Genomic DNA, 26,217 nt, shown 5'->3' with positions numbered 1-26,217 from the left:
CCAGTGAGGAGCAGCGCGTGACGGACATGGACTCAGGAAGTTCGCAAGACCAGACTTCGGACGAAGTCACCGTGGAGACGACTTCGGTATTCCGCGCCGACTTCCTGAATGAACTGGACGCGCCCGCACAGTCGGGCGCCGAGAGCACGGTGTCCGGGGTTGAAGGACTTCCGGCGGGCTCGGCGTTGCTGGTCGTCAAACGGGGGCCCAACGCTGGATCGCGCTTCCTGCTCGACCAGGCCATTACGTCGGCCGGCCGGCACCCCGACAGTGACATCTTCCTCGATGACGTCACGGTGAGCCGCCGCCACGCCGAATTCAGGTTGGAAAACAACGAATTCCACGTGGTCGATGTGGGTAGCCTCAACGGGACGTACGTCAATCGCGAGCCGGTGGATTCGGCTGTGTTGGCAAACGGCGACGAAGTGCAGATCGGCAAGTTCCGCTTGGTGTTCCTCACGGGGCCCAAAGGTGATGACGATGGAGGATCTGGAGGCTAGTGAGCGCACCCGATAGCTCGGCCCTGGCCGGGATGTCGATTGGGGCGGTCTTGGACCTGCTGAGGCCGGATTTCCCCGATGTCACGATTTCCAAGATTCGCTTCTTGGAAGCAGAGGGACTGGTGACGCCGCAGCGCGCCGCGTCGGGATATCGCAGATTCACCGCATATGACTGCGCGCGATTGCGCTTCATTCTCACCGCGCAGCGTGATCACTACTTGCCGCTGAAGGTGATCCGGGCGCAGCTGGATTCCCAACCCGACGGTGAGCTGCCGGCTTTCGGATCGCCTTACGGCGTACCGCGATTGGTTTCGGTGACTGACGGCGACGCCGCCCCCGACACCGGATCCGACGCGGCCGCGGTGGCACCCACCCGTGTCCGGTTGAGTCGAGAAGACCTCCTGGAACGCTCGGGGGTGGGCGAAGACCTGCTTACCGCACTGCTCAAAGCCGGGGTCATCGCCAGCGGCCCGGGCGGATTCTTCGACGAGCACACCGTCGTGATCTTGCAGTGTGCGCGAGCGCTGTCCGACTACGGCGTTGAGCCGCGGCATCTGCGTGCCTTCCGTTCGGCCGCCGACCGGCAGTCCGATCTGATCGCCCAAATCGCCGGACCGCTAATCAAAGCCGACAAGGCCGGTGCGCGCGACCGCGCCGACGACCTGGCGCGCGAGGTTGCCGCACTCGCAATTACTTTGCACACGTCGCTGATCAAGTCCGCCGTTCGCGACGTTCTGCGACGCTGAGGACTAGACTTCCCTCAACAGCTTGGTGTTGGGCGGTATGGAGAGAAATGGTGTTCCAGCGGGTCGTCGCGCCGAGCGGAAGTCGGACACGGCGGCATGTGCGGAGGGCAGACGCAAATGGGTGAAGTTCGTGTTGTCGGCATTCGCGTCGAGCAGCCGCAGAACCAGCCGGTGCTGTTGTTGCGCGAGGCCAACGGCGACCGCTACCTGCCGATTTGGATCGGCCAGTCCGAGGCGGCCGCCATTGCGCTCGAACAACAGGGCGTCGAGCCGCCCCGCCCGCTCACACATGACCTGATCCGGGATCTCATTGCAGCCCTTGGGCATTCACTCAAAGAGGTGCGGATCGTCGATCTGCAAGAAGGCACTTTCTACGCCGACCTGGTCTTCGACCGCAACATCACCGTGTCGGCGCGGCCGTCGGACTCGGTGGCGATCGCACTGCGTGTCGGTGTTCCGATCTACGTCGAAGAGGCCGTTCTCGCCCAGGCCGGTCTGCTGATCCCCGACGAGAGCGACGAGGAATCCAACACCGCCGTTCGCGAGGACGAGGTGGAGAAATTCAAGGAGTTTCTCGACAGCGTGTCTCCCGACGACTTCAAGGCCACCTAAGCCTGCAGGCCCAGCGGCCCGGCCGGAATGTGCGTCGTGAAATAGCGGGTCAGAAGGGGTCGCCGGCGCGTAGCTACGCTTGGGCGTCGATATCACGGATCCGTCTCATCTGACACTGTGATGTCGACACGCCTAATGGCTAGCACGCCCCTTGCCCTTACGGCAGCCATACTTTGAGAACGAGTTAAGGCCCGGCAGCGATCGAACAGCGTAAGCTCTCTAGCACTCGGGCCTTAGCCAACAAGGCTGTCGCGGCAGCCAGTAGACGCAGCTAGTGACGAGCGCGATCGGCGAGAGGAACCACTGTGAGCGACCGACCACGTCAAGAACAGCTGGAACTTGCTGACCACGCGGATGCCGCCAGCAACGGTGAACCCAGCGTCACCGTGGCCAGCGGACCCGTGCAGCCGGGCCTGTTTCCTGACGATTCGGTGCCTGACGAGCTGGTCGGCTACCGCGGGCCGAGTGCCTGCCAGATCGCCGGAATCACCTACCGCCAGCTGGACTACTGGGCACGCACGTCGTTGGTGGTGCCGTCGATTCGAAGTGCGGCGGGATCCGGCAGCCAGCGGCTGTACTCCTTCAAGGACATCCTGGTTCTCAAGATCGTCAAGCGGCTGCTGGACACCGGTATTTCGCTGCACAACATCCGCGTCGCGGTCGACCATCTGCGCCAGCGCGGCGTCGAAGATCTCGCCAACATCACCTTGTTCTCGGACGGCACCACCGTCTACGAGTGCACGTCGGCCGAAGAAGTCGTCGACCTGCTGCAGGGTGGCCAGGGTGTGTTCGGCATTGCCGTCTCGGGCGCCATGCGGGAACTGACCGGCGTTATCGCCGACTTCCCAGGTGAGCGGGCTGACGGCGGCGAGTCGATTGCGACGCCGGAGGACGAGCTGGCCTCCCGGCGCAAGCATCGCGACCGCAAGATCGGTTAGTCACCGACACTTGGCCCATTTCGTTCACCGGGCTGCTACTCACGGGTAAACTAGGCGTCGCATCACGCCCGCGCGGGAGAGTTCTGTGGCCGCCAGCCATGGACGCCGAAGGAGCAACACCTCTCCGTCAACCTCTCAGGCACCCCGGACCGCGCAAGGGCGACGATGCCTCTGGAAAGCGGTGCCGCGAGAGCGGTACACCCGCCGATGGGGAAAGGCGCTTGGGGGGACTAGGCGCCGAATCTCTCAGGCGCCCGTGACTGGGTAAAGACAGAGGGGGAGGGCCGTTAGTAGTCCCTCCGTCGGTGTCAGGAGTACCCGTGATCGACAAATCAGCATTTGCCCCCCGCCACATCGGGCCGGACAGCCAAGCCGTCGCAGCCATGCTCGAAGTGATCGGTGTCAGCTCGCTCGAGCAGCTGGCATCCAAGGCCGTCCCGGCCGGCATTCTGGACAAGCTATCCGACAGCGGTGTCGCGCCGGGTCTGGGCGCACTGCCGCCGGCCGCCAGCGAGGCCGAGGCGCTGGCCGAACTGCGGGCCTTGGCCGACACCAACAGTGTCGCGGTGTCGATGATCGGACAGGGCTATTACGACACGCTCACCCCGCCGGTGTTGTTGCGCAACATCATGGAGAACCCCGCCTGGTACACCGCCTACACGCCGTACCAACCGGAGATCAGCCAGGGCCGACTCGAAGCGCTGCTGAACTTCCAGACCATGGTCAGCGGTCTGAGTGGGCTCGAGATCGCCAACGCCTCGATGCTCGACGAGGGCACCGCAGCCGCCGAGGCCATGACGCTGATGCATCGGGCGGCACGCGGCAGCGCGAATCGGCTGGCGGTCGACACCGACGTGTTCGCTCAGACCGCTGCCGTGCTGGCCACCCGCGCCCAGCCGTTGGGCATCGAGATCGTCACCGCTGATCTGCGGGACGGTCTGCCGGACGGCGACTTCTTCGGCGTGATCGCCCAACTGCCCGGAGCCAGCGGCCGGATCACCGATTGGTCCGCGCTGGTCGCCGAGGCTCACGAGCGGGGTGCATTGGTCGCGATCGGCGCCGACCTACTGGCATGTACGCTGATCACTCCGCCGGGCGACATCGGCGCCGACGTCGCGTTTGGCAGCACCCAAAGATTCGGTGTGCCAATGGGATTCGGCGGTCCGCACGCGGGGTACCTGGCCGTGCCGGCCAACCACGCCCGTCAGCTGCCGGGCCGACTGGTTGGCGTCTCGGTCGACAGCGACGGCTCACCGGCCTATCGCTTGGCGTTGCAGACCCGCGAGCAGCACATCCGCCGGGACAAGGCGACCAGCAACATCTGTACCGCGCAGGTACTGCTGGCGGTGATGGCCGCGATGTACGCCAGCTACCACGGCGCCGACGGACTGACCGCCATCGCGCGGCGGGTACATGGCCGCGCCGAAACCATCGCCGCCGCGCTGGGCGAAGCACTGGTGCACGAGACGTACTTCGACACAGTCCTGGCGCGAGTGCCGGGGCGCGCCGACGAAGTCGTTGCCAAAGCCAAGGCCAGGGGCGTCAACCTCTGGCGAGTTGACCCCGACCATGTGTCGGTGGCCTGCGACGAGGCCACCACCGACGCCCACGTGGGCCTGGTCCTGGACGCTTTCGGGGTGTCGCCCGCCGAACCTTCCCCCACCGATATCGCCACGCGCACATCGGAATTCCTGACCCATCCCGCCTTCACGCAGTACCACACCGAGACGGCGATGATGCGCTACCTGCGCACCCTGGCGGACAAGGATATCGCCTTGGATCGCAGCATGATTCCGCTCGGCTCGTGCACGATGAAGCTCAATGCCGCCGCCGAGATGGAGTCGATCACCTGGCCGGAGTTCTCCCGGTTGCATCCGTTCGCTCCGGCGGCCGACTCCCCGGGGCTGCGTCGTCTGATCAGCGATCTGGAGACCTGGCTGGTGCAAATCACCGGCTATGACGCGGTGTCGCTGCAACCGAACGCCGGGTCCCAAGGCGAGTACGCCGGTCTGCTGGCGATCCACGACTATCACGCCAGCCGCGGCGAACCGCACCGCGACGTCTGCCTGATTCCATCCAGCGCGCACGGCACCAACGCGGCGTCGGCGGCACTGGCCGGGATGCGGGTGGTCGTGGTGGGCTGCCACGACAACGGCGATGTCAATCTCGATGATCTGCGCACCAAGATCGGCGAGCATGCCGAGCGGCTGGCGGCGCTGATGATCACCTACCCATCCACGCACGGGGTGTTCGAGCACGACATCGCCGAGATCTGCGCGGCCGTGCACGACGCCGGCGGCCAGGTGTACGTCGACGGCGCCAACCTCAACGCCCTGGTGGGTCTGGCCCGGCCGGGCAAGTTCGGCGGCGACGTGAGCCACCTGAATCTGCACAAGACCTTCTGCATCCCGCACGGTGGCGGCGGCCCGGGTGTCGGTCCGGTCGCGGCACGTTCGCATCTGGCGCCGTTCCTGCCGGGTCACCCGTACGCTCCCGAGCTGCCCGAAGGGCACCCGGTGTCGTCGGCGCCCTACGGCTCGGCCTCGATCCTGCCGATCAGCTGGGCCTATATCAGGATGATGGGCGCTGACGGACTGCGGGCGGCATCGCTGACCGCGATCGCCTCGGCCAACTACATCGCCCGCCGGCTCGACGAGTATTTCCCGGTGCTCTACACCGGCGAGAACGGCATGGTTGCCCACGAATGCATCCTGGACCTGCGCGGCATCACCAAATCGACCGGTGTGACGGTCGACGATGTCGCAAAGCGCCTGGCGGACTACGGCTTTCACGCCCCCACCATGAGCTTCCCGGTGGCCGGCACATTGATGGTGGAGCCGACCGAGAGCGAGAACCTCAACGAGCTCGATGCATTTTGCGAAGCCATGATCGCCATCCGCGGTGAGATCGATCGCGTCGGCGCAGGGGAGTGGCCCACCGACGACAATCCGCTGCGGGGTGCACCGCACACGGCCGAGTGCCTACTGGTCGCCGACTGGGATCACCCGTACACGCGGGAAGAGGCCGCCTACCCGCTCGGCAAGGCCTTCCGGCCCAAAGTGTGGCCGCCGGTGCGTCGTATCGACGGTGCCTACGGCGATCGCAATCTCATGTGCTCGTGCCCACCCGTGGAGGCGTTCGAATAGCGCGTGCTTGGGCCGCCTTGGTCAGCCGAAGCGCTCGGCGATCGCCGCGGCGATCTCGTCGGGCGCGTCCTCCTGGATGAAGTGCTTGGCTTTGGGTAGCTCCACCACGACGTGATCGGGGAACGTCGCCCGCATTCGCGGGAGGGTCGGGCCGGGCCGAAATGCGAAGTCCTTCATGCCCCAAACCAGCAGCGCCGGCTTCGCGCCGAGCTTGGCCGGCACGTCGCGGCTCAGCCGTTCCAGCAGCGGGCGGGCCGCCAAAATCTGCTTGGGCATCTCGGCCACCCCGAGCCGTGCGCCCGGGCTGGGCTGAACGCCCCGGTAGTGGTCCATCACGGCGGTCCCGGGCCGTTGCGCTGTGCCCGCGGGGATCAGTCGCTCGACGAAGAAGTTGCGCTGCAGGATCGCTTTTTGCATTGGGGGACTGGACATCACGCGGGAGAAGATCTTTGTCGTCAGCACGTCGATCGGCCAGAACCAGGTGTTGCCCAATGCGATGCCACGCACCCGATCGGCACGCTCCACCGCGACCGCCATGCTGATCGGCCCGCCCCAGTCCTGACCCATCGTCAGGTAGCCGTCCAGCTCCAAATGATCGACCAGCTCGCCGATCACCTGTGCGTGCTGGTCGACCTTGTACCCGAAACCCGGCGGACGTTCCGAGAGCCCAAATCCCAGATAATCCGGTGCGATGCAACGGAATTGGCTGCGCAGGGCGGTGATGATATTGCGATAGAGGAAACTCCACGTCGGGTTGCCGTGGCACAAGAGCAGCGGCGGCCCGACTCCTTCATCGATGTAGTGGATGCGGCCCCGCGAGCTGTCGAACCAGCGCGACTCGAACGGGTACAACCGTGGATCCGGAGTGAAATCGACGTTCATTGTGCTATCTCCGCTGCCGCTGTCTCAGCCCAAAAATGTGCTGAGTGCCGTGGCCAGCTCCGGGGACGCCGACGTGGTCAGGTTCTGGTAGCTGCCGCCACTGAGCTGGGCGACGCCCTCCCAGGTTGCGCGGTCCGGATCAGCGCCAAAGTCGATGACGTTCACGGCGATCGGTTTGGCCGGGTCAGCACTCGTCCGGATGAAATTCTGCAGGCCCGGCCCGTCCAGGGATTGATCCGTATGCGGTCCCGCAGTGATCAGCAGAATCGAATTCGTTTGCCCGGGACGGTAATTGGTCTGCATATCCTGATAGATCATCCGCAGCGTAGTGAACGACACCGCACCGCCGGCCGACGAATATTGCTTGTCCAGCGCGGCCGCCAGGGCTGCCGGGCGGGGCTGGCCGTTGACCGGGTCGGCCAGCGGGCCGGTCGCGACCTCTGAGCGGCCCTCGTGGCCGTCGAATGTCCACAATCCCAAGATGGCACTCGGCGGCAATGCTTTGATCCGGTCTTGCAGCGCCGCGATCACGTTGGCCAGCCGGGATTTTCCGCCTTCATCGCCGGGCATCGACTGGTCCAGCATGATCGTGGCGGCCAGTCCGCTCGACGGCGCCGCCATGGCGTCGGCCAGCGTGGCGCGCGTGGCGTCGTCCCCCACCGACAGCGTGGAGGGCAGGGCCGCGAAACTCGTTACCGGACTGCTCGGCGGCTTGACGCCGTTGACGCGGAACCCGGCTCTGGCGAGTTTCGCGAGTTGTTCGGGCTTACGGATGAAGTGGGCGAACTCGCTTGCCGCCGAGGTCTGTTCCGGCGTCAGCCATGAGCCGCTGAGCAACACGGTGGGGTAGTCGGCCACCGGTGCGGGGCCCTGCGGTAGCCAGGAAGCCAACGTGTTCTTGGCATCGGACAGCGACTGGCCGCGCGCGAACACCTGCTGCTCGGTGGTGATCACCGCGTGCACCGGCGCGGTCGCCACGTCACCGGGCTTCAGCAACGCGTTCATTGCCTCGGTCAGCGAATTGTCGGCCAGTTTCGGTTGTGCGCTCATCAGGGAGCGCAGTGCGGCGGTGCCCTGGGTGGCCGGCGCACCGGGCGGTGCCGACGCGGCCGCCACCGCTTCGCCCGCCAAGTAGGAGGCATCGCTGTTGCCGTGCGTCGGCAAGGCCAGTCGCAGCGACCCCCACGCCGGTAACTTCAAGCCTGCCAATGCATTCGGATTGGTTTGCAGGCCGGTCAGTGCGCCCCAGTTTTGGTTGGAGAGCGCCTGTTGCAGGTCGGGCCGAACGGCAAGCAACACCGGCGACGTCACCAGTGAGCGGCTGTCGCTGATCGTTTTCTGGCCCGTGGCTGCGGCCAGCCGCGCAGCCGACACCGAGCTGCCCGGGATCCACAACGCGGGCTGCGAGCCCAAATCCGCCGGCCACTTGCCGATGAAGCCGGCGATGACGGCGTCGGAGCCGGCTGGCTTGACGTTCAGCACCATGCAGTGGTCACCGACGGGACCGGCCGAGGAGTTGTAACTCTCCGCGAACTGCTGGACCTGCTCGGTGATCGACGGATCGACGATGATGGCGACGGTCTCCTTACCGCCCACACAGCGTGCCGCGGCGGTGTGCGAGCGATGCGACAACGCGTCGCCGAAGAAACTCCACACGATGATGGTGCCGACCACCACGATGACCGCGACCAGAGCCACGATCACGCCGATGCTGACTCCTCGTCGCCCACTGGCGCTGCGGTGACCGCCCCGCCAGTCGCCGAGCACTCGATGGCCGGACTGGAGGAGACCCGGCCGTGCGTCCTCAGGCGGGCCGGAGCTCTCCGGCCGAGGCGGGAATTCGGGGTACTCGTCATCGATGCCGTCAGCGGCGTAGCGATCCTCGCCGGCGGAGAAGTCCTCATCGGCGTAGTCCTCGTCACCGTCCGCGAAGCTCGCGTCGGCGTCATGCTCCTCGCCGTCGTCGGCATCGTCGCCCTCGTCCGGGTAGTCGCCGTAATCGGCGTCGTCGTCCTCGTCGAGGTCATGCGATTCCGGCTCGGCGCTGGGCCCATCCCGTTCCTCCTGGAAGCGGGAAACGAGGTCGCGGGCGGTGAATTTGTTTGTCGCGGACTCGTCGGCGGGTTCGTCGGCCGACTTCCCGCGATCGGGCATGCTGTGCCTACCCATGCGGGCGCCCGCCACCTTTCCGTCGAGCCGTCATCTTTCTCGTGGCGAAATCGGCGCCGAGTCTAGTCATCAGAAGCATTGCCGCAGGTTGAGCCCGAATCAGGCACCGTCGCGGGCCTTGAGTTCACGCCGCCGCCGATGCAGGATCGGCTCGGTGTAGCCGCTGGGCTGCTGCGCGCCGGACAGGATCAGCTCTTGGGCGGCCAAGAACGCGATGCTGTCGTCGAAGTTGGGGGCCATGGCGTGGTAGTCCGGGTCGCCGGCGTTCTGCTGATCGACCACCGGGGCCATCCGCTCCAGCCCGGCGCGGACGTCCTCGCTGGTGATGATGCCGTGGCGCAGCCAGTTCGCCAGCAACTGGCTGGAGATCCGCAGCGTCGCGCGGTCCTCCATCAGGGCCACGTTGTGGATGTCGGGCACCTTCGAGCAGCCGACGCCGTGGTCGATCCAGCGCACCACGTAGCCCAGGATGGACTGGCAGTTGTTGTCGACCTCCTCGCGGATCTCCTCGGGAGCCCAGGCCAGCTCCTTGGCCAGCGGGATGGTCAGCAGCTCGTCGATGGTGGTGCGCTTGTTGCCCTCGAGTTCCTTCTGCACGGCGAAGACATCCACCTGGTGGTAGTGCATCGCGTGCAGGGTGGCCGCCGTGGGGGACGGCACCCACGCGGTGGTGGCGCCGGCTTTCGGCTGGCCGATCTTCTGCTCGACCATGTCGGCCATCAGCTCGGTCATCGCCCACATGCCCTTGCCGATCTGGGCCTTGCCGGAGAAGCCGGCGGCAAGGCCGATGTCGACGTTGGCGTCCTCGTAGGCCTTGATCCAGGCGGTGTTCTTCATCGCGCCTTTACGGATCATCGGACCGGCCTCCATCGAGGTGTGGATCTCGTCTCCGGTGCGGTCCAGGAAACCGGTGTTGATGAACACGACCCGGTCGGCGGCGGCCTTGATGCACGCCTTGAGGTTGACGGTGGTGCGCCGCTCCTCGTCCATGATCCCGACCTTCAAGGTGCCCTGCGGCAACCCCAGCACGTCCTCGACACGGCTGAACAGCTCGCAGGTGTACGCGACCTCGGCGGGGCCGTGCATCTTCGGCTTCACGATGTAGATGGAACCGGTGCGGCTGTTGGCCAGCGGCCCGTTGGCGTCGCTGGCCTTGAGCCCGTGGATGGCGGTCAGCCCGGTGAACAGTGCATCCATGATGCCCTCGAACACCTCGTTGCCGTCCGCGTCGACGATCGCGTCGTTGGTCATCAGGTGCCCGACATTGCGGACGAACAGCAGGCTGCGCCCGGGCAGCGTCAGCTCACCCCCGTCGGGGGTGTGGTAGGTGCGGTCCTGGTTGAGCACGCGGGTGAAGCTCTTGCCGTCCTTGCTGACCTCTTCGACCAGGTCGCCCTTGTTCAGGCCGAGCCAGTTGCGGTAGCCCAGTACCTTGTCGTCAGCGTCGACGGCGGCCACCGAGTCCTCGAAGTCCATGATCGTGGTGATGGCGGATTCCAGGACCACGTCCTTGATGCCGGCGGGGTCGGTCTTGCCGATCGGCGACTCGGGGTCGATCAGGATCTCGACGTGCAGCCCGTGATTGACCAGTAACACCGACCAATTGGGGGAGCCGAGCTCGCCGCTGAAGCCGACGAATTTCTCCGGGCTGGCCAACTCGGTGGAGTCCGCTCCGACGGCGATGCGCAGCTGGCCGTCCTCGATGCTCAAGCCTGTCGCGTCTGCCCACGAGCCCGACGCCAGCGGCGCCGCCTGGTCGAGGAACTTGCGCGCGTAGGCGATCACCTTGTCGCCGCGAATCCTGTTGTAGCTGTTGCCCTTCTGGGCGCCGTCGGATTCCGGGATTACGTCGGTGCCGTACAACGCGTCGTACAGCGACCCCCATCGGGCGTTGGCCGCATTCAGTGCGAACCGCGCATTGAGCACCGGCACCACCAGCTGCGGGCCGGCGGTCGTCGTGATCTCGTCATCCACTCCGGAAGTGGTGATCGTGAAGTCTTCGGGTTCGGGCAGCAGGTAGCCGATGTCGGCGAGGAACTGACGGTAGGCCTCGACGTCGATCGGCTCGATGACACGGTGGCGGTGCCACTTGTCGATCTGGGCCTGCAGCTCGTCGCGGGTGTTGAGCAAACCCTGGTTCTGCGGAGTGAGGTCGGTGACAACCTTGTCGACACCGGCCCAGAAGCTGTCCGGGTCGATATCGGTGCCGGGCAGGGCCTCGTTGTTCACGAAGTCGTAGAGCACTCGGGCGACGCGCAAGTTCCCCGCCGACACGCGGTCAGTCATTTTTCTCCTCCACATATTTGCCCCATTGGTCCCGTTCGGCCCCCGATTGGCCCCAATTAGCTACGCCATAGCCTACCGGCCAACAGCGCGAACGCTGGTATTCGTCCAACCCGCAACAGCAGCTCACGGCGCGCTTGACGGACTTCACCGTGGGCTTCCCGCCGGGCCCCGCGGAGCGCCTTCCGGCAACACATGCGCTGCGGCCGCACCCTGCCCCTGGCCCCGTCTTGCACCGGCGCCGTTCAATCATACGGGCTGTACGCGGCCCTCTTCGGCGGGCGGCCCGGCGCCTGGCGTCACTGCGCATCGCGCATGCTGCCGACCAGATCCTCCATCAGGTCCTCCATCGCCACCATCGCGACGACGCCGCGGCCGTCGGTGACGAGTGCCAGATGGCTGTTGGTGCGGCGCATCCGCGAAAGGGCATCGGCCAGCGGCAAGGTGATGGGCACGCGCGGCAGCGGGCGCACCAACGTGAGATCGATGACGGTCTGCGGATCGTCGCCGAGCGGCAACATGTCCTTGATGTGCAGGTAGCCGATGAACCTGCCGTCGGCGGCAGCGACGGGGAAGCGGGAGTAGCCGGTCTCGGCCAAGGCACTTTCGACGGCGCCGATCGTCGGCCCGGAACCAGGCGCGGCCACCGGTACTGCCCGGACTTCGTCGAGCGGAACGGCGACATCGCCGACCACCCGGCTGCCGATCTGCAGCGCCCGGGTCAGCCGGGTGTGTTCCTCGGGATCGAGCAAGCCCTCGGACACCGATTCGGCGATCATCGCGCTCAGCTCTGCCGGTGAGACCGTGATGTCGAGCTCGTCTTTGGGTTCCACTCGCAGCAGGCGCAGGATCGCGTTGGCGCATTTGTTGTAGAAGACGATGAAAGGCCGGGCAACGCGTACGTAGGCCAGGTAGGGGGGCACCAGCAGCATCGCCGTGCGCTCCGGCCCCGCCAGCGCGATGTTCTTCGGCACCATCTCGCCCAGCAGCACGTGCAGCGTCACCACCACCGCGAGCGCGATCACGAACGACAAGGTGTGCAGTAGTGCCGGGGGCATGCTGGTCAGCCCAAACGCCGACCGCAACAGGCTGGCGACGGCCGACTCGCCGATCCGCCCGAGCAGCAGCGAGGCCACCGTGACGCCCAGCTGCGAGCCGGCCAACATGGAGGCCAGCTGTTCACCGGCGCGGATCACGGTGACCGCTCGCTTCTGGCCCTGCTCGGCCAGCGCCTCGAGGCGGTCGCGGCGGGCCGAGATCAGCGAGAATTCCGCGCCGACGAAAAAGGCGTTCATCCCGATCAACAGAATCGCCAGCAGCACTCCGAGCGTGTTGTTCATCGCTGGTCGTGCTCCAGGGGTGTGTCGCTACGGCGGCTCAGTTCGGTCAGCTCGAGCAGATCGATCCGTCGGCCGTCCATCCGAACCACCGTCGCTTTCCAGCGAATTGCACTGTCCAACAAGCCATCTCCGTCCAGCGCAGTCAGCTCGACCGTTTCACCGACCGCCGGGATGTGACCAAGCTCGCGCAGCACCAGCCCGCCGATCGTCTCGTACGGTCCTTCGGGAGCTCGGTAGCCGGTGGCGGCGGCGACCTCGTCGGTGCGCAGCAAGCCCGACACCTGCCAGCCGGTGCCCGCCGGCACGACATCCGGCGTGGCGTCGTCGTGTTCGTCGCGGACGTCGCCGACGATCTCTTCGATCAGGTCCTCGACGGTGACAATCCCTGCGGTACCGCCGTATTCGTCAACGACCATCACGGTCTGCAGCGGGTTGGCACGGATCTGGGCCATTACCGCGTCACCGTCCAACGTCGACGGCACCACCGGCACGGGCTGCACGAGCGTGGTCAACAGCGTGCCCGCGCGCTCTGCCCGCGGCACCCTGAAGACCTGCTTCACGTGCACGATGCCGACAGTCTCGTCGAGGTCGCCGTCGACGAGAGGAAAGCGGGAGAACCCGGATTCGGCGGCCGTGGCGATCAGGTCGCCGACGGTGTCGTCGGTTTGCAGCGCCACGATCTTCGACCTCGGCGTCATCAGCTCCTCGGCGGTGCGGGCTCCGAACTGCAGCGAGCGTCGTACCAACGCGGCGGTGGCGGGGTCCAGGGAGCCGCTGCGCGCCGAGCTACGGACCAGCGAGAGCAACTCCTGCGGTGAACGCGCCGATCGCAGCTCTTCGGCCGGCTCGATGCCCATCTTGCGGACCAGCCAGTTCGCCGCCCCGTTCGTCAGGCGGATGACCGGGGTGAGCAGCAGCGAGAACATCAGCTGAAAACCAGCGACGGCACGCCCGGTCGACAACGGCCGCGCCACGGCCAGATACTTCGGGACCAGCTCGCCGAAGACCATCGACACCGACGTCACGATCACGATCACCATGAACGCGGTGATCCCGTCGGCCAACGGATCCGGCACGCCGAGGGCGTCCAGCCACGGATGCGGCAGGTCGGCCACCATGGGTTCGGTCAGGTAACCGGTCACCAGCGTGGTGATCGAAATGCCCAGCTGCGCACCCGACAGCTGGAACGAGAGCCGGTCCTGGGCGCGCTGGATGTAGCGGTCGCGCCGGCCACCCTTGCGGGCGTTGGCCTCGACGGTGCTGCGGTCCAGTGCGGTCAATGAGAACTCGGCCGCGACGAATACCGCGTTGCCGAAGATGAGCACCGCAACGGCGAGCACGCTGACGACGGTGACGGTGAGGTTCATGGCGGGCTCGGCTATCGCTGTGGCCCGGGAGCCAAGAGTCGAGCCAGGGTAGCTCTGGGTAGCCGCTTCGCCCAAAAACCGACGGGCTCGACGGGTGCCTGCGGCACGTCATGCCTTTCGCTTGATGCCGCGCAGCGCGTTGCTGCGGGCGAGAAGATCTAGAAATTCACATGGTAGCGAAGAGATCTGGCTGGACCGGCCACGACGTGCTGTTACCCCGCTGCCGGCGTCACCAGCCCAGCGGCAACGGATGGCCCTCGGCGAAGCCCGCCGCCGATTGCACGCCGACGACCGCTCGCTCGTGCAACTCCGCCAGAGTCGAGGCACCGACGTAGGTGCAGGTGCTGCGCAGGCCCGACGTGATGTGGTCGATCAGGTCCTCGACGCCGCCACGGTCGGGGTCCAGGCCCATCCTCGACCTGGAAATGCCTTCCTCGAACAACGCCTTGCGGGCGCGGTCGAATGCGCTGTCTGCGGCGGTGCGCGCGACGACCGCCCGCTTGGACGCCATCCCGTAGCTCTCCTTGTACGGCTGGTCGTCGCGGTCGCGCATCAGGTCACCGGGCGACTCGTAGGTGCCGGCGAACCAGGACCCGATCATCACGTTCGACGCCCCGGCGGCTAGCGCCAGCGCTACGTCCCGCGGATGGCGGATCCCGCCGTCGGCCCATACGTGCCCGCCGAGATTCTTTGCAGCAGCTGCACATTCGAGTACGGCGGAGAATTGCGGGCGGCCGACACCGGTCATCATCCGGGTGGTGCACATCGCGCCGGGCCCGACGCCGACCTTGACGATGTTGGCGCCGGCGCTCAGCAGCTCCCGGGTGCCCTCGGCCGACACGACGTTGCCCGCCGCCAGCGGCACGCCCAGCTCCAGCGACGCCACGCATCTGATCGCTTCCAACATCCGGAGCTGATGTCCGTGCGCGGTATCGATGACGAGCATGTCGACGCCGGCCTCGGCCAGCGAGCGGGCCTTGGCTCCCGCATCCCCGCTGATGCCGACGGCCGCGCCGACGCGTAGCCGGCCCGCGGCGTCGGTGCTTGGGGTGTACAGACCGGCGCGCACCGCACCCGTGCGGGTGAGCACGCCGGCGAGCTTGCCGTCCGCGGTGGTGACGATGGCGACCCCGATCGGAGCGTTGTCGAGCAGGTCGAAAATCTTGCGCGGCTCGGTGCCCAGCGGAGCACTGACGAATTCGGACACCGCCACGTCGCGAACCCTGGTGAAACGGTCCACTCCGGCGCAGGACGCCTCGGTGACCAAGCCGATCGGGCGGCCCTCGAAGACCACCACCGCGGCGCCGTGCGCCCGCTTGTGGATCAGCGCGATCGCATCCGAAACCGAGTCGTCGGGGGCCAGCATGACCGGGGTATCGAGCACCAGGTCTCGGCTTTTGACGAACTCCACCGTCTGCTGCACCGCGGTGATCGGAAGATCCTGCGGCAGCATCACGATGCCGCCGCGCCGCGCGATCGTCTCGGCCATCCGGCGTCCGGCCACCGCGGTCATGTTGGCGACGACCACCGGAATCGTGGTGCCGGAGCCGTCGCGGGTGGACAGATCGACGTCGAACCGCGACGTGATATCAGACCGGTTCGGCACGATGAAGACGTCGTTATAGGTCAGGTCGTAGCCGGGCCGGTGTCCGTTGAGAAACTTCATCGCAGTCGCCCCACCCTTTACAGCCCCCTAGATCACCTTAATCGGCCCGCTAGGCCGGCACTTCGGTACGGTCTCCGCTCCACAGCGTGTGGAAGCGTTTGTCCGGGTCCTCGTCGATCCGCCCGTAGGTGTGCGCCCCGAAGAAGTCGCGCAGACCCTGGGTCAGCGCGGCGGGCAGTCGCTCGGTGCGCAGCGCGTCGTAGTACGACAGCGCCGAGGAGAACCCAGGGATCGGGATGCCGAGTTCGGTGGCCTTCACCACGACGCGCCGCCAGCTATCGATGGACTCCTCGATAGCGGAGCGGAAGTACGGCGCGACGACGAGCGACGGCAGGTCGGCGTCCTCGTCGAACGCCTCTTTGATCCGGTTGAGGAATTTGGCCCGGATGATGCAGCCGCCGCGCCAGATGGTGGCCATGTCACCGGGGGTAATGCCCCAGTCGTACTCGATGCTGCCGGCCTGAATCTGGTTGAAGCCCTGGGCATACGCAATGATCTTGGAGGCGTACAACGCCTTGCTGACGTCGTCGATGAATTGTGCAGCGTCCGTTGGCTTTTCGCCGAGATGACCCGAGGCCAGTCCGGTTGTGGCCTTGCGCTGGGCAACCGACCCCGAGAGCGCACGGGCGAACACGGCCTCGGCGATACCGGTGACCGGCACCCCGAGGTCCAGCGCGGACTTCACCGTCCAGCGACCGGTGCCCTTCTGCTCGGCCTCGTCCAGGATGAGGTCAACCAGCGGCTTGCCCGTCTTGGCGTCCGTCTGACGCAAGACCTGCGCGGTGATCTCGATGAGGAAGCTGTCCAGGTCGCCCTTGTTCCATTCGGCGAAGACATCCGCGATCTCGGGCGCGGTCTTGTCGAGTGCGTCGCGCAGCAGCTGGTAGGCCTCGCCGATCAACTGCATGTCGGAGTACTCGATGCCGTTGTGCACCATCTTGACGAAGTGGCCGGCGCCGTCGGGGCCGATGTGGGTGCAGCACGGCACCCCGTCGACGTGCGCCGAGATCTCCTCGAGCAGCGGGCCCAGCGATTTGTAGGACTCGGCCGGCCCGCCCGGCATGATCGACGGGCCGTTCAGCGCGCCTTCCTCGCCCCCGGAGATACCCGCGCCGACGAAGTGCAGGCCACGCTCACGGATCGCCTTCTCCCGGCGGATGGTGTCGGTGTAGAGGGCGTTGCCGCCGTCGATGATGATGTCGCCTTCTTCCATGGCGTCGGCGAGCTCGTTGATGACGGCGTCGGTGGGGTCTCCGGCCTTGACCATGATGATCACCCGTCGCGGCTTCTCCAGCGCATCCAGGAATTCTTCGATTGTCTCCGAGCGGACGAAGTTGCCCTCGTCGCCGTGCTCCTTGAGTAGCGCGTCCGTCTTGGCGATCGACCGGTTGTGCAGCGCCACGGTGTAGCCGTGATGGGCGAAGTTACGGGCGAGGTTCGAACCCATGACGGCCAGGCCGGTCACACCGATTTGTGCGGTGCCAGTCTTCGAATCCGACGAACTCATGTCTTCGCCTCTCAGGTTGGAGAACTTTTGCTGCACGGTTTCCGTCACACTGTGGCACAGCGGAGTTCGGGTCTGCCAAAGGGATTCGCCGTGGGCTGGGTCAGAGGTTGAACAGCCGCTTGAGCTCGGTGAGCCACGGCACTGCCAACGCCACTGTGGGCACGACGAGAACGGCTGCCGCGGTCAGGTACGCGGCCACGGAAAGCATGACACTGTTGCCCCGTCCGGACAGCCGACGAACCCGCACCACCGTGCTGGGACCGCCCGCGGCCAACGCGCCCGACGGAGCCCACCCGGCGGCGCAGGCGACCAGCGCCCGGGCCAGGGGAGTGCGTCCGGCCGTGCGCACCGCGGCGTCGTCGGCGAGCAGCTCGACCAGCAGTTGCACCGCACCCAGTGCATTGGAGCTGCGGACCAGGCGCGGGAAAGCGGCGTGCACCGCGGTGAACGCCTCCAGAACCAGGTCGTGGCGGGCGCGCAGATGTGCCCGCTCATGGGTGAGGATGGCGGAGACTTCGTCGTTGGTGAGCTTGGTCAGCGTTCCCTCGCTGACGACGACCCGGCTGCGGACTCCGGGCAGGCAGTAGGCAAGCGGCTCGGCCACCTCCAAGACGCGCAGGCCACGGCCGCGGGCGCAGGGCTGAGCAAGGGCGGCGCCGTGCCCGACCCCGACGAGATCGACCACCATGCGATGGTGAGCCCGCCGGCACCGATTGGCGATGACCACCCGCAAGACCGCGACCACCAGTCGCACACCCACCAGCACGGTCAGTGCGAAGGCGGCGATATAGGCGGTCCATAACGGCCAACCGAGCCGCCCGGCCGCACCGACGACGCTGGCCGTGGGCCGCCCGTCGGGGCCGGGCATCAGAATCCGAGTGGCGATAGCGATACCGGCGCTGAATGCCGAGAGCACGGCGGCCACGGCGATGGCTTGCCAAAGCACCATCGCCGCACGCGGGGCGCGCAGTGGCCAGGACGCTCGCGCTAATAGGGCTGGCGCGGGGCCAATGAGCAGCGCCGCGAGGAAGGTAAAAGCCAGCGCGGACACACTGCTAGTGTCCCTCAGCCCTCCGGTGAAATGCCAGCGGATGACGTATTACGTTGATTGGCTTCCAGTTCGGCAAGCGCGCGCCGCAGCGCCTCGGCCTCATCAGCACCGACACGCTCGACAAAGTGCACCAAAGCCGCCTGTCTGCCCCCGGAGTCCTCGGCCTGGGAGAGCGCGTCGACCATTAGCCCGGCGACCAGCTCGTCGCGCCCGTGTACGGGCGCGTAGCGGTGCGCGCGGTCGTCACGGATTTGGGACACCAGATTCTTCTTGGCCAGCCGCTGCAGCACGGTCATCACCGTCGTATAAGCGAGGTCGCGGCGGGCCGACAAGTCTTCATGCACCTGGCGGACGGTCTGCGGTTCAGCTGTGGACCACAGATGGTCCATCACTGCGCGTTCCAGATCCCCCAGCCGTGTCAGCTTGGCCATAGTTCCTTCATCTCCTGAGCGTCGAAACAAGCGTACTCCGGCTTACTACCGACGGTCGTATAGACAGCCGGCCGATTCGGTGTCCGACCATCGCCTGCGCATACGCCCGGTGGACTACTTGCAGACTACCCTTGCAAAGTTAGGACAGCCTTGCCTATAGTGATGGGGGTCGAGCGCAACAGACCGCCGGAGTGTCCTGAGGGCTGCAGCGACCCCCGGTCTACTCGATCGGCGAGCCCCGTGCCTTAGCGCACGGGGCTCGCCTGTTCTTTGCATCATTCGCGGCCAGCCATGATCGGCGGATTTGGCGATGGTGTAGACACAGAGCGTGTCAACGTCGCCCGATGCGGTGATCCCGCCCGATTTCAACGCACCATTCGATAACGAGCTGGGCCTGCAATTCACCGAACTCAGTCCCGATGGCGTCCGCGCCCAGCTCGAGGTCACGCCCAAACTGCTGCAGCCGATGGGCCTGGTGCACGGCGGTGTCTACTGCTCAATGGTGGAGAGCATGGCCAGCGTGTCCGCCTATATCTGGCTCGCCACGCGCGGCGGCGGCGAGGTGGTCGGGGTGAACAACAACACGGACTTCCTGCGGTCGATTGGCTCGGGCACGGTATTCGGCGCCTCCCAGCCGATTCACCGCGGCCGGCGCCAGCAGCTGTGGTTGGTCACGATCACCGATGACGACGAGAAAGTCATCGCCCGAGGGCAAGTGCGGCTGCAGAATCTCGAGCCCCGGGAGGGCTGAGCAGGCGGCACAGGATGGAATTGGGCGGCGAAACCGTCAGCACCTGGCAGGCCGACCGGCTAGCCGGTTAACTCGCCCTTCTGGCGGCGGCCGGTCGCTTCGCCTCCGCGGCGAGCACCGCAAGCTGTTCGATGCGGGTGCGGGCGAACGCCTGCTGCTCGGTAATGGTGAGCTGGCCACGCTGGGTGCTGAGGAAGGTCACGGTCCAGGACAGCAGCGTGCTGATCTTGGTCTTGAACCCGACCAGATAAACCAAGTGCAGCACAAGCCACATCAGCCAGGCGATGAAGCCGCTGAACTCCAGCGGCCCGACCTTGGCCACCGCGGAAAAGCGCGACACCGTGGCCATGGAGCCCTTGTCGAAATACTGGAAGGGCTCTCGCTCGGCCGGGTTGGCACCCGCGAGTTCGGCTTTGATCATGCCGGCGACGTACTTCGCACCCTGGATCGCGCCCTGCGCCACGCCTGGAACGCCTTCGACGGCGGCCATGTCACCGATGACGAACACGTCGGGATGACCGGGGACGGACAGATCGGGCAACACCTTGACCCGTCCCGCGCGGTCGAGTTCGACCGACGACTGCTCCGCGAGATCCATGCCCAGGCCGCTCGCCTGGACTCCCGCGGACCACACCTTGCAGGCGGACTCAATGCGCCGGAGGGTGCCGTCGGAATCCTTGACCGTGATGCCGTTACGGTCGACGTCGGTGACCATCGCGCCCAGCTGGATCTCGACGCCCATCTTCTCCAGCCGAGCGCGCGCACGTGTGCCCAGCTTTTCGCCGAACGGCGGCAGCACCGCGGGGGCGGCGTCCAGCAGGATCACGCGCGCCCTGGTGGAGTCGATGTGCCGGAACGAACCTTTCAACGTGTGGGCCGCCAATTCCGCGATCTGCCCTGCCATTTCGACGCCGGTGGGGCCGGCCCCGATGACAGTGAATGTCAAGAGTTTGGCCCGTCGTTCCGGATCGCGAGACCGTTCGGCCTGTTCGAAGGCGCTCAGGATTCGTCCCCGCACCTCGAGCGCATCGTCGATCGATTTCATGCCCGGCGCGAACTCGGCGAACTGGTCGTTGCCGAAATACGACTGGCCGGCGCCGGCGGCGATAATCAGGCTGTCATAAGGGGTTTCGTAGGTGTGGCCGAGCAAATCCGATACGACGAAATTCCCCGCGAGATCGACATGCGTGACGTCACCAAGCAGCACCTGGACGTTGCGCTGCCTGCGCAGGACCACGCGGGTAGGTGGGGCGATGTCGCCTTCGGACACGATGCCCGTCGCCACCTGGTACAGCAACGGCTGGAACAGGTGGTGAGTGGTGCGGGCGATCAGTTTGATGTCGACGTCGGCGTGCTTGAGTTTCTTTGCCGCATTAAGTCCGCCGAACCCCGATCCGATGATGACGACTTGATGGCGTCGCTTCGGTTCAGCTGTAGCTTCTGGCTGAGGGCTCATTGGTTGGGATGCTCCTGCGGGGCTTCGTGGCGTGCGATTTCAGTTAGCTACTACGGTAGTCATCCCGCTGCCGCGAAACCCAGGTAGTAAGCCTGTGTAATCAACCACATCGGCCCAGAGTTCCTGGTCGCGCCGACGTGATTCGCGTCATGTCCGACGCCGAAAGCGACCGCGGTTACATACCGAGCAGTGGCCGCAGCGCCTCGGGGGCACCGACGTCGAGCACTCGTTCTAATACGCCCTAGGCGAAACGCGCGAGCGCGCCGTGGCTGACGTGCAGCGTCTGGCCGGTGATGTGGCGGGCCGCCGGAGTGGTGAGGAACAACGCCAACCGGGCGATCTCCTCGCCGACGGAAGGCGGTGTGCGGGAGAGACCGTCGTAGCCGGCCTGGGCGCTGCGCCCGCTCGCCACCGCGTTGACGGTGATGCCGCGGGTGCCGAAAATGCCGGCCTGTCCGGCGATCCAGCTCGACAGCGTCGCTTTGATCGCGGCGTCGACGCCGGCGGCGGGCGGGTTTTCCGGCACGACGCTGATGATGGCGCCACCGGAGCGCAGGTGGTCACCGATTGCTTGAACCGTCAGCACCGCTGACAGCACGGTCGCGTCCAGGGTGTGGTGCCACGCGTTGGCGGTGTCGGACATCGAGTAGGTGCGGGGGTCGCCGACGTCCCAGCCGGGGGCGGGCACGTTGACGATGGTGTCCAGGTGGTGCGGGAACAACCCGCGAGCCTCCTCGAGGCTGGCCGGGTCGGTGGTGTCGCAGACGATGGCGTCGACGTCGAGTTCTTTGGCGTTGACCTCGAGATCGCTGCGGCGTGAACCGACGAGGGTCACCTTGTGACCGTCATCGCGAAAACCCTCGGCAACTGTGCGGCCGAGCTCCGTGTCGCCGCCGGTGACCAGCACCTCCACTGCCATGACCTCCTCGTGTTCAACGTCGAACCGAACCTGTCGTCGCCTGGAATCTCAGCGCGTCAGGGCGTCGATCTAGGTCGATGTTACTGGACAGTAGCTCTAAGGGGAAACTAAGGACGCCACGACGCGCAGACAAATTTCGATAACTCTTTGGCCGTAACTCCGTAACCGTCCGCCAGCTAGGGTCTGACCATGCGTCGGATCGGGGTTCTGGCCGGGCTGGTATCGACGATGCTCGTCGCGGGATTGGTGGCCTGTGGCACGAAAACGCCGTCGTCATCACCCGGCCAACCGGCACCAGCCTCCGGCTCGATCGTGGTGTTCGCCGCGGCCTCGCTCAAGCCCGCGTTCACCCAGATCAGTCAGCAGTTCAAAACCGACAATCCCGGTAGCGGTGTCGAATTCGAATTCGCGGGTTCCTCAGAACTCGCTATGCAGTTGACCCAGGGTGCGACTGCCGACGTCTTCGCGTCGGCGGACACCGCGCAGATGGACACCGTCGTCAAGGCCGGGCTGCTGGCCGGGGACCCGACGAATTTCGCCGCCAACACGCTGGTCATCGTCACCGCGCCGGGCAACCCGAAAAAGATCGGTTCCTTCGCCGATCTGGCCAAGCCGGGAATCAACGTGGTGACCTGCCAGAAGCCCGTGCCATGCGGAGCGGCGACCCAGCGCATCGAAAACAGCACCGGAGTACACCTCAACCCGGTCAGTGAGGAGCCCAGCGTGACCGACGTCCTCAATAAGGTCACCACCGGACAGGCCGATGCCGCGCTGGTCTATGTCACGGACGCGAAAAGCGCCAAAGACAAAGTGGCGACGGTCAACTTCCCCGAGGCTGCCGGTGCGGTCAACGTCTATCCCATCGGGGTGTTGAAGAAGACGCCGCAGGCGATGACGGCGCAAAAGTTCGTGACCCTGGTGACGTCTGATGCAGGCCAGAAGATCCTGGCCCAATTGGGCTTCGCGAAGCCCTGACCGCCCATCGTGCGTCGGCCCACGAACCTGCCCCGATGGGTGTTTGTCCCTGCCGCCGCGGGGGCCACCTTCGTGGTGTTGCCGCTGTTGGCGATCGCGATCAAGGTTGACTGGGCGAATTTCTGGTCGCTGATCACCAGCTCGTCGTCGAAGACGGCACTGTTGCTGAGCCTGAAGACCGCGGCCGCCAGCACGGTGCTGTGCGTGTTGCTGGGGGTGCCGATGGCGTTGGTGCTGGCCCGCAGCACCGCGCGGCTGGTCCGGCTGCTGCGGCCGCTGATCCTGCTCCCGCTGGTGCTGCCGCCGGTGGTGGGCGGCATCGCGCTGCTCTACGCGTTCGGCCGGCTCGGACTGATCGGGCATTACTTGGAAGCCGCCGGAATCAGCATCGCCTTCAGCACGACCGCGGTGGTGCTCGCGCAGACCTTTGTCTCGCTGCCGTTTCTGGTGATCTCCCTCGAGGGCGCGGCGCGCACCGCGGGATCCGATTACGAGGTTGTCGCGGCCACGCTCGGCGCCCGGCCCAGCACGGTGTGGTGGCGGGTCACCCTGCCGCTGCTGCTGCCGGGACTGATGTCCGGCGCGGTACTGGCGTTCGCCCGCTCGTTGGGAGAGTTCGGCGCGACGTTGACCTTCGCGGGTTCGCGGCAAGGCGTCACGCGCACCCTGCCGCTGGAGATCTATCTGCAGCGGGTGACCGACGCGAATGCCGCTGTGGCACTGTCGATCCTGCTCGTCGCGGTGGCCGCGCTGGTGGTGCTCGGCTTGGGCGCTCGCCGGCTTACCGGAACAGACGCGAGGTAGCGGGGAAATGAGCGAGTTGCAGCTTCGCGCGGTCGTCGCAGAACGCCGGCTGGACGTCGAGTTCTCGGTGTCTGCCGGCGAGGTGCTCGCGATGCTCGGACCCAACGGCGCGGGTAAGTCGACAGCCCTGCACGTCATCGCCGGACTGGTCCACCCCGATGAGGGCGTGGTGCGGCTGGGGGATCGGGTGCTGACCGACACGACGGCCGGGGTGGACGTGGCGACGCACGATCGCCGGGTGGGGCTGCTGCTGCAGGACCCGTTGTTGTTCCCGCACCTGAGCGTCGCCGGCAATGTCGCATTCGGACCGCACAGCCGTCGCGGGATCTTTCGCTCCACTCGCGACGAGAGGCAGACGGCTCTGCGATGGCTGCGCGAGGTGGATGCCGAGCATTTCGCCGACCGGAAACCGCGGCAACTGTCCGGCGGTCAGGCCCAGCGGGTGGCGATCGCGCGGGCGTTGGCCGCCGAACCCGACGTGCTGCTGCTCGACGAGCCACTGGCCGGCCTGGACGTCGGCGCCGCCGCGGCCATCCGCGCGGTGTTGCGCACCGTGGTCACCCGCAGCGGCTGCGCGGTCATCCTGATAACCCATGACCTGCTCGACGTGTTCACCCTGGCCGATCGGGCGCTGGTGCTCGAGTCCGGGAAGATCGCCGAAGTCGGGCCGGTGCCCGAGGTGCTGACCGCGCCGCGCAGCCATTTCGGGGCCCGCATCGCGGGCGTCAACCTGGTCAACGGCACCATCGGGCCGGGCGGCTCGCTGCGGGCCCGCTCTGGCGAGAACTGGCACGGCGTCGGCGCCCAGCAGCTGGGCGCCGAACTGACCGACGGGCAGGACGCGATCGCGGTTTTCCCGCCGACCGCTGTCGCCGTGTATCGCGATCTACCGCACGGCAGCCCCCGCAACTGCGTTGAGCTCACCGTGGCGGAGCTGGACATCCGCGGGTCGGCGGTCATGCTGCGTGGCCAGGAGCAGCCCGACGGCGCCCCGGGACTGGCCGCCGAGATCACCGCCGAAGCCGCCGCCGAGCTGCAGCTGACACCGGGGGACCGGGTGTGGTTTTCCGTCAAAGCTCTCGAAGTGACGCTGTATCCGGCGCCGCCACGGCACACCAACCCGCGATGAACTGCGCAGACTGGCGAAGGTTGCACTCCGGCAACATCGGGAAAACCGCCTCGCATCGCCCAGCTTGGCACCCTTGCGTCACAGCGGTAACACGGTAGGTTCGTCGCCATGGATCAGGTGGACTCAAACTCGACACGTCGCAAAGGTCTGTGGGCGACGCTGGCGATCGCCACGGTGACCAGTGCCAGTGTCGTCACCTTCGCATTGCCGGCCCCCGCGAAGGCCGACCCCGAAGTACCGACTCCGGTTCCGGCAACGACGACCGCGCCCGCACCGGCCGCCGCTCCCGCTCCGACGACGGCGCCTCCTGCGGCGGGTGCCCCGGCGCCCGCTGGGCAGCCGGCAGCTGGCGACCCGAACGCGCCGGTACCGCCGCCCCCGCCGGTTGACCCGAATGCGCCGGTACCGCCGCCCGTCGACCCGAACGCGCCCCCGCCCGTGGACCCGAACGCCGCCCGGATCACCAACGCAGTCGGTGGGTTCAGCTACCTGCTTCCCGGCGGTTGGGCCGAGTCGGACGCGTCGCACCTGGACTACGGCTCGGCGCTGCTCAGCAAGATGACCGGCCCTCCGCCGGCGCCCGGTCAGCCGGCGCCCGTCGCGAACGACACGCGCATCGTGATGGGACGATTGGACCAAAAGCTTTACGCCAGTGCCGAAGCCAACGACAGCAAGGCTGCCGTCCGGCTGGGTTCGGACATGGGTGAATTCTTCATGCCGTATCCGGGTACGCGGATCAATCAGGAATCCACCCCGCTCGCCGGCGCCAACGGGATTACCGGCAGCGCGTCGTACTACGAGGTCAAATTCAGCGACCCGAGCAAGCCGAACGGGCAGATCTGGACCGGGGTTGTCAGCGCGCCCAGCGCGACCAACGCCGGACCGCCCCAGCGCTGGTTTGTGGTGTGGCTCGGGACCGGCAACAACCCGGTAGACAAGGTTGGGGCCAAAGCACTCGCCGAGTCGATCCTCCCGTTTAACGCACCGGCCGCACCGCCGCCCGCTCCAGGCGCACCGGCGCCCGGCGCGACAGCACCGGCCCCGGGAGCTCCGGCACCCGCTCCTGGAGCTCCCGCGCCCGCGCCGGCACCAGGCCAGGCACCGGCGAGCCAGGTCACTCCCACTCCGAGCCCGCTGCCGCAGCAGACGTCGTTTACTGCCTGACCCGCATGGATGTGATGGCAGCCTCGGAGTACCTGGCCCTTTCCCCGCCAACGGCAGTGAGTTGGCTCGCCTACATCGTCATCGGCGGAATCGCCGGCTGGATCGCAGGAAAGATCGTGAAAGGCGGCGGGGCCGGCATCTTGCTGAACATCGTCGTCGGCGTAATCGGTGGATTCATCGGAGGGATGCTGCTCACCTGGCTTCACTTTGACGTAGAACATGGCCGCAAATGGTTCACGTTCTTCGCAGCGCTGCTGGGGTCGGTGATCCTGCTCTGGATCGTCGGCATGGTGCGAAGGACCCGCTAAGCCCCGCCACGACAAGGGAAGTCGCTACTCGCTGGTGCGGTTGACGTGGGCTCCATCGGGTATACCCTCCACA

At 66.5% G+C, this 26,217-nt stretch carries 22 protein-coding genes and 2 riboswitches; of the genes, 11 read left to right on the top strand and 11 right to left on the bottom strand.

Annotated elements, in window-relative coordinates; translation table 11 throughout:
- The first annotated feature begins 26 nt into the window (after positions 1 to 26).
- The 5 genes from garA (at position 27) to gcvP (ending at position 5,942) form a co-directional block, all read left to right on the top strand.
- The gene (gene garA / locus ACZY0B_RS10420) at positions 27 to 500 is read left to right on the top strand and encodes a glycogen accumulation regulator GarA (protein ID WP_423790916.1); all 474 of its coding nucleotides are present in this window, start codon (positions 27 to 29) and stop codon (positions 498 to 500) included.
- The gene (gene ftsR, locus ACZY0B_RS10415; protein ID WP_463764019.1) at positions 500 to 1,246 is read left to right on the top strand and encodes a transcriptional regulator FtsR; all 747 of its coding nucleotides are present in this window, start codon (positions 500 to 502) and stop codon (positions 1,244 to 1,246) included. The genes garA and ftsR overlap by 1 nt, the downstream gene beginning before the upstream one ends.
- Positions 1,247 to 1,363: 117 nt before the next feature.
- Positions 1,364 to 1,858, top strand: a complete 495-nt coding sequence (locus tag ACZY0B_RS10410; RefSeq protein WP_036469133.1) for a bifunctional nuclease family protein — start codon at positions 1,364 to 1,366, stop codon at positions 1,856 to 1,858.
- Between the two features lie 305 nt (positions 1,859 to 2,163).
- On the top strand, positions 2,164 to 2,796 hold the full coding sequence (locus ACZY0B_RS10405; protein WP_463764018.1) for a MerR family transcriptional regulator: 633 nt from the start codon (positions 2,164 to 2,166) through the stop codon (positions 2,794 to 2,796).
- Positions 2,797 to 2,859: 63 nt separating this feature from the next.
- A riboswitch (glycine riboswitch) is annotated at positions 2,860 to 2,958 on the top strand.
- A riboswitch (glycine riboswitch) is annotated at positions 2,959 to 3,080 on the top strand.
- Positions 3,081 to 3,116: 36 nt separating this feature from the next.
- Positions 3,117 to 5,942 carry an aminomethyl-transferring glycine dehydrogenase gene (gcvP, locus tag ACZY0B_RS10400; RefSeq protein WP_463764017.1) on the top strand — a complete coding sequence of 942 codons (2,826 nt, stop codon included), beginning with the start codon at positions 3,117 to 3,119 and terminating at the stop codon, positions 5,940 to 5,942.
- A gap of 21 nt (positions 5,943 to 5,963) precedes the next feature.
- Here gcvP and ACZY0B_RS10395 read toward each other — a convergent pair whose 3' ends face one another.
- From ACZY0B_RS10395 to ACZY0B_RS10355, 9 genes are all read right to left on the bottom strand, one after another.
- Positions 5,964 to 6,824 carry a haloalkane dehalogenase gene (locus ACZY0B_RS10395; protein ID WP_463764016.1) on the bottom strand — a complete coding sequence of 287 codons (861 nt, stop codon included), beginning with the start codon at positions 6,822 to 6,824 and terminating at the stop codon, positions 5,964 to 5,966.
- Positions 6,825 to 6,848: 24 nt separating this feature from the next.
- Positions 6,849 to 8,993, bottom strand: a complete 2,145-nt coding sequence (locus ACZY0B_RS10390; protein WP_463764015.1) for a substrate-binding domain-containing protein — start codon at positions 8,991 to 8,993, stop codon at positions 6,849 to 6,851.
- A gap of 99 nt (positions 8,994 to 9,092) precedes the next feature.
- The gene (locus ACZY0B_RS10385; RefSeq protein ID WP_463764014.1) at positions 9,093 to 11,279 is read right to left on the bottom strand and encodes a malate synthase G; all 2,187 of its coding nucleotides are present in this window, start codon (positions 11,277 to 11,279) and stop codon (positions 9,093 to 9,095) included.
- A gap of 296 nt (positions 11,280 to 11,575) precedes the next feature.
- Positions 11,576 to 12,616 (bottom strand): hemolysin family protein, encoded by a 1,041-nt coding sequence (locus tag ACZY0B_RS10380; protein WP_463764013.1) that lies wholly within the window; start codon positions 12,614 to 12,616, stop codon positions 11,576 to 11,578.
- The gene (locus tag ACZY0B_RS10375; RefSeq protein WP_463764012.1) at positions 12,613 to 13,983 is read right to left on the bottom strand and encodes a hemolysin family protein; all 1,371 of its coding nucleotides are present in this window, start codon (positions 13,981 to 13,983) and stop codon (positions 12,613 to 12,615) included. Before ACZY0B_RS10375 ends, ACZY0B_RS10380 begins: the two co-directional genes overlap by 4 nt.
- 229 nt (positions 13,984 to 14,212) lie before the next feature.
- Positions 14,213 to 15,649, bottom strand: a complete 1,437-nt coding sequence (locus ACZY0B_RS10370) for a GuaB1 family IMP dehydrogenase-related protein (protein WP_463764011.1) — start codon at positions 15,647 to 15,649, stop codon at positions 14,213 to 14,215.
- A 49-nt stretch (positions 15,650 to 15,698) separates the two neighbouring features.
- Positions 15,699 to 17,156: an NADP-dependent phosphogluconate dehydrogenase gene (gene gndA / locus ACZY0B_RS10365; protein WP_463764010.1), complete on the bottom strand. Its 1,458-nt coding sequence runs from the start codon at positions 17,154 to 17,156 to the stop codon at positions 15,699 to 15,701.
- Between the two features lie 100 nt (positions 17,157 to 17,256).
- The gene (locus tag ACZY0B_RS10360) at positions 17,257 to 18,207 is read right to left on the bottom strand and encodes a M56 family metallopeptidase (protein ID WP_463764009.1); all 951 of its coding nucleotides are present in this window, start codon (positions 18,205 to 18,207) and stop codon (positions 17,257 to 17,259) included.
- Between the two features lie 14 nt (positions 18,208 to 18,221).
- On the bottom strand, positions 18,222 to 18,638 hold the full coding sequence (locus tag ACZY0B_RS10355; protein ID WP_463764008.1) for a BlaI/MecI/CopY family transcriptional regulator: 417 nt from the start codon (positions 18,636 to 18,638) through the stop codon (positions 18,222 to 18,224).
- Between the two features lie 328 nt (positions 18,639 to 18,966).
- Between ACZY0B_RS10355 and ACZY0B_RS10350 the strand changes: the two genes are divergently transcribed.
- Positions 18,967 to 19,389, top strand: coding sequence for a PaaI family thioesterase (locus ACZY0B_RS10350; protein WP_463764007.1), 423 nt, complete (start codon positions 18,967 to 18,969; stop codon positions 19,387 to 19,389).
- 67 nt (positions 19,390 to 19,456) lie between these two features.
- Here the strand turns inward: ACZY0B_RS10350 and ACZY0B_RS10345 are convergent, their stop codons facing one another.
- Positions 19,457 to 20,845, bottom strand: a complete 1,389-nt coding sequence (locus ACZY0B_RS10345) for an NAD(P)/FAD-dependent oxidoreductase (protein ID WP_463764006.1) — start codon at positions 20,843 to 20,845, stop codon at positions 19,457 to 19,459.
- A gap of 241 nt (positions 20,846 to 21,086) precedes the next feature.
- Positions 21,087 to 21,764, bottom strand: a complete 678-nt coding sequence (locus ACZY0B_RS10340; protein ID WP_463764005.1) for an SDR family oxidoreductase — start codon at positions 21,762 to 21,764, stop codon at positions 21,087 to 21,089.
- Positions 21,765 to 21,953: 189 nt separating this feature from the next.
- Here ACZY0B_RS10340 and modA point away from each other — a divergent pair, with 189 nt between their 5' ends.
- From modA to ACZY0B_RS10315, 5 genes are all read left to right on the top strand, one after another.
- Positions 21,954 to 22,739 (top strand): molybdate ABC transporter substrate-binding protein, encoded by a 786-nt coding sequence (gene modA / locus ACZY0B_RS10335; protein ID WP_463764004.1) that lies wholly within the window; start codon positions 21,954 to 21,956, stop codon positions 22,737 to 22,739.
- Positions 22,740 to 22,748: 9 nt separating this feature from the next.
- On the top strand, positions 22,749 to 23,543 hold the full coding sequence (locus ACZY0B_RS10330) for an ABC transporter permease (protein ID WP_463764003.1): 795 nt from the start codon (positions 22,749 to 22,751) through the stop codon (positions 23,541 to 23,543).
- Positions 23,544 to 23,550: 7 nt separating this feature from the next.
- On the top strand, positions 23,551 to 24,672 hold the full coding sequence (locus ACZY0B_RS10325) for a sulfate/molybdate ABC transporter ATP-binding protein (protein ID WP_463764002.1): 1,122 nt from the start codon (positions 23,551 to 23,553) through the stop codon (positions 24,670 to 24,672).
- Positions 24,673 to 24,780: 108 nt separating this feature from the next.
- Positions 24,781 to 25,836 carry an alanine and proline-rich secreted protein Apa gene (locus tag ACZY0B_RS10320; RefSeq protein WP_463764001.1) on the top strand — a complete coding sequence of 352 codons (1,056 nt, stop codon included), beginning with the start codon at positions 24,781 to 24,783 and terminating at the stop codon, positions 25,834 to 25,836.
- A 5-nt stretch (positions 25,837 to 25,841) separates the two neighbouring features.
- A complete protein-coding gene (locus ACZY0B_RS10315; protein ID WP_463764000.1) occupies positions 25,842 to 26,144 on the top strand; it encodes a GlsB/YeaQ/YmgE family stress response membrane protein in 303 nt (100 codons plus the stop codon).
- Positions 26,145 to 26,217 lie beyond the last annotated feature (73 nt).

It is taken from the genome of Mycobacterium sp. IDUB_19 (genome assembly GCF_055419445.1).
Note: the sequence above shows the minus strand (reverse complement) of the source record. Positions and strands in the feature narration are given on the sequence as shown.

Excerpts from the sequence above, each read along its gene's own strand:
- garA (WP_423790916.1), top strand. The coding sequence starts at position 27 with ATGGACTCAGGAAGTTCGCAAGACCAGACTTCGGACGAAGTCACCGTG.
- ACZY0B_RS10410 (WP_036469133.1), top strand. The coding sequence starts at position 1,364 with ATGGGTGAAGTTCGTGTTGTCGGCATTCGCGTCGAGCAGCCGCAGAAC.
- ACZY0B_RS10395 (WP_463764016.1), bottom strand. The coding sequence starts at position 6,824 with ATGAACGTCGATTTCACTCCGGATCCACGGTTGTACCCGTTCGAGTCG.
- ACZY0B_RS10390 (WP_463764015.1), bottom strand. The coding sequence starts at position 8,993 with ATGGGTAGGCACAGCATGCCCGATCGCGGGAAGTCGGCCGACGAACCC.
- ACZY0B_RS10385 (WP_463764014.1), bottom strand. The coding sequence starts at position 11,279 with ATGACTGACCGCGTGTCGGCGGGGAACTTGCGCGTCGCCCGAGTGCTC.
- ACZY0B_RS10380 (WP_463764013.1), bottom strand. The coding sequence starts at position 12,616 with ATGAACAACACGCTCGGAGTGCTGCTGGCGATTCTGTTGATCGGGATG.
- ACZY0B_RS10375 (WP_463764012.1), bottom strand. The coding sequence starts at position 13,983 with ATGAACCTCACCGTCACCGTCGTCAGCGTGCTCGCCGTTGCGGTGCTC.
- ACZY0B_RS10370 (WP_463764011.1), bottom strand. The coding sequence starts at position 15,649 with ATGAAGTTTCTCAACGGACACCGGCCCGGCTACGACCTGACCTATAAC.
- gndA (WP_463764010.1), bottom strand. The coding sequence starts at position 17,156 with ATGAGTTCGTCGGATTCGAAGACTGGCACCGCACAAATCGGTGTGACC.
- ACZY0B_RS10355 (WP_463764008.1), bottom strand. The coding sequence starts at position 18,638 with ATGGCCAAGCTGACACGGCTGGGGGATCTGGAACGCGCAGTGATGGAC.
- ACZY0B_RS10345 (WP_463764006.1), bottom strand. The coding sequence starts at position 20,845 with ATGAGCCCTCAGCCAGAAGCTACAGCTGAACCGAAGCGACGCCATCAA.
- ACZY0B_RS10340 (WP_463764005.1), bottom strand. The coding sequence starts at position 21,764 with ATGGCAGTGGAGGTGCTGGTCACCGGCGGCGACACGGAGCTCGGCCGC.
- modA (WP_463764004.1), top strand. The coding sequence starts at position 21,954 with ATGCGTCGGATCGGGGTTCTGGCCGGGCTGGTATCGACGATGCTCGTC.
- ACZY0B_RS10325 (WP_463764002.1), top strand. The coding sequence starts at position 23,551 with ATGAGCGAGTTGCAGCTTCGCGCGGTCGTCGCAGAACGCCGGCTGGAC.
- ACZY0B_RS10320 (WP_463764001.1), top strand. The coding sequence starts at position 24,781 with ATGGATCAGGTGGACTCAAACTCGACACGTCGCAAAGGTCTGTGGGCG.
- ACZY0B_RS10315 (WP_463764000.1), top strand. The coding sequence starts at position 25,842 with ATGGATGTGATGGCAGCCTCGGAGTACCTGGCCCTTTCCCCGCCAACG.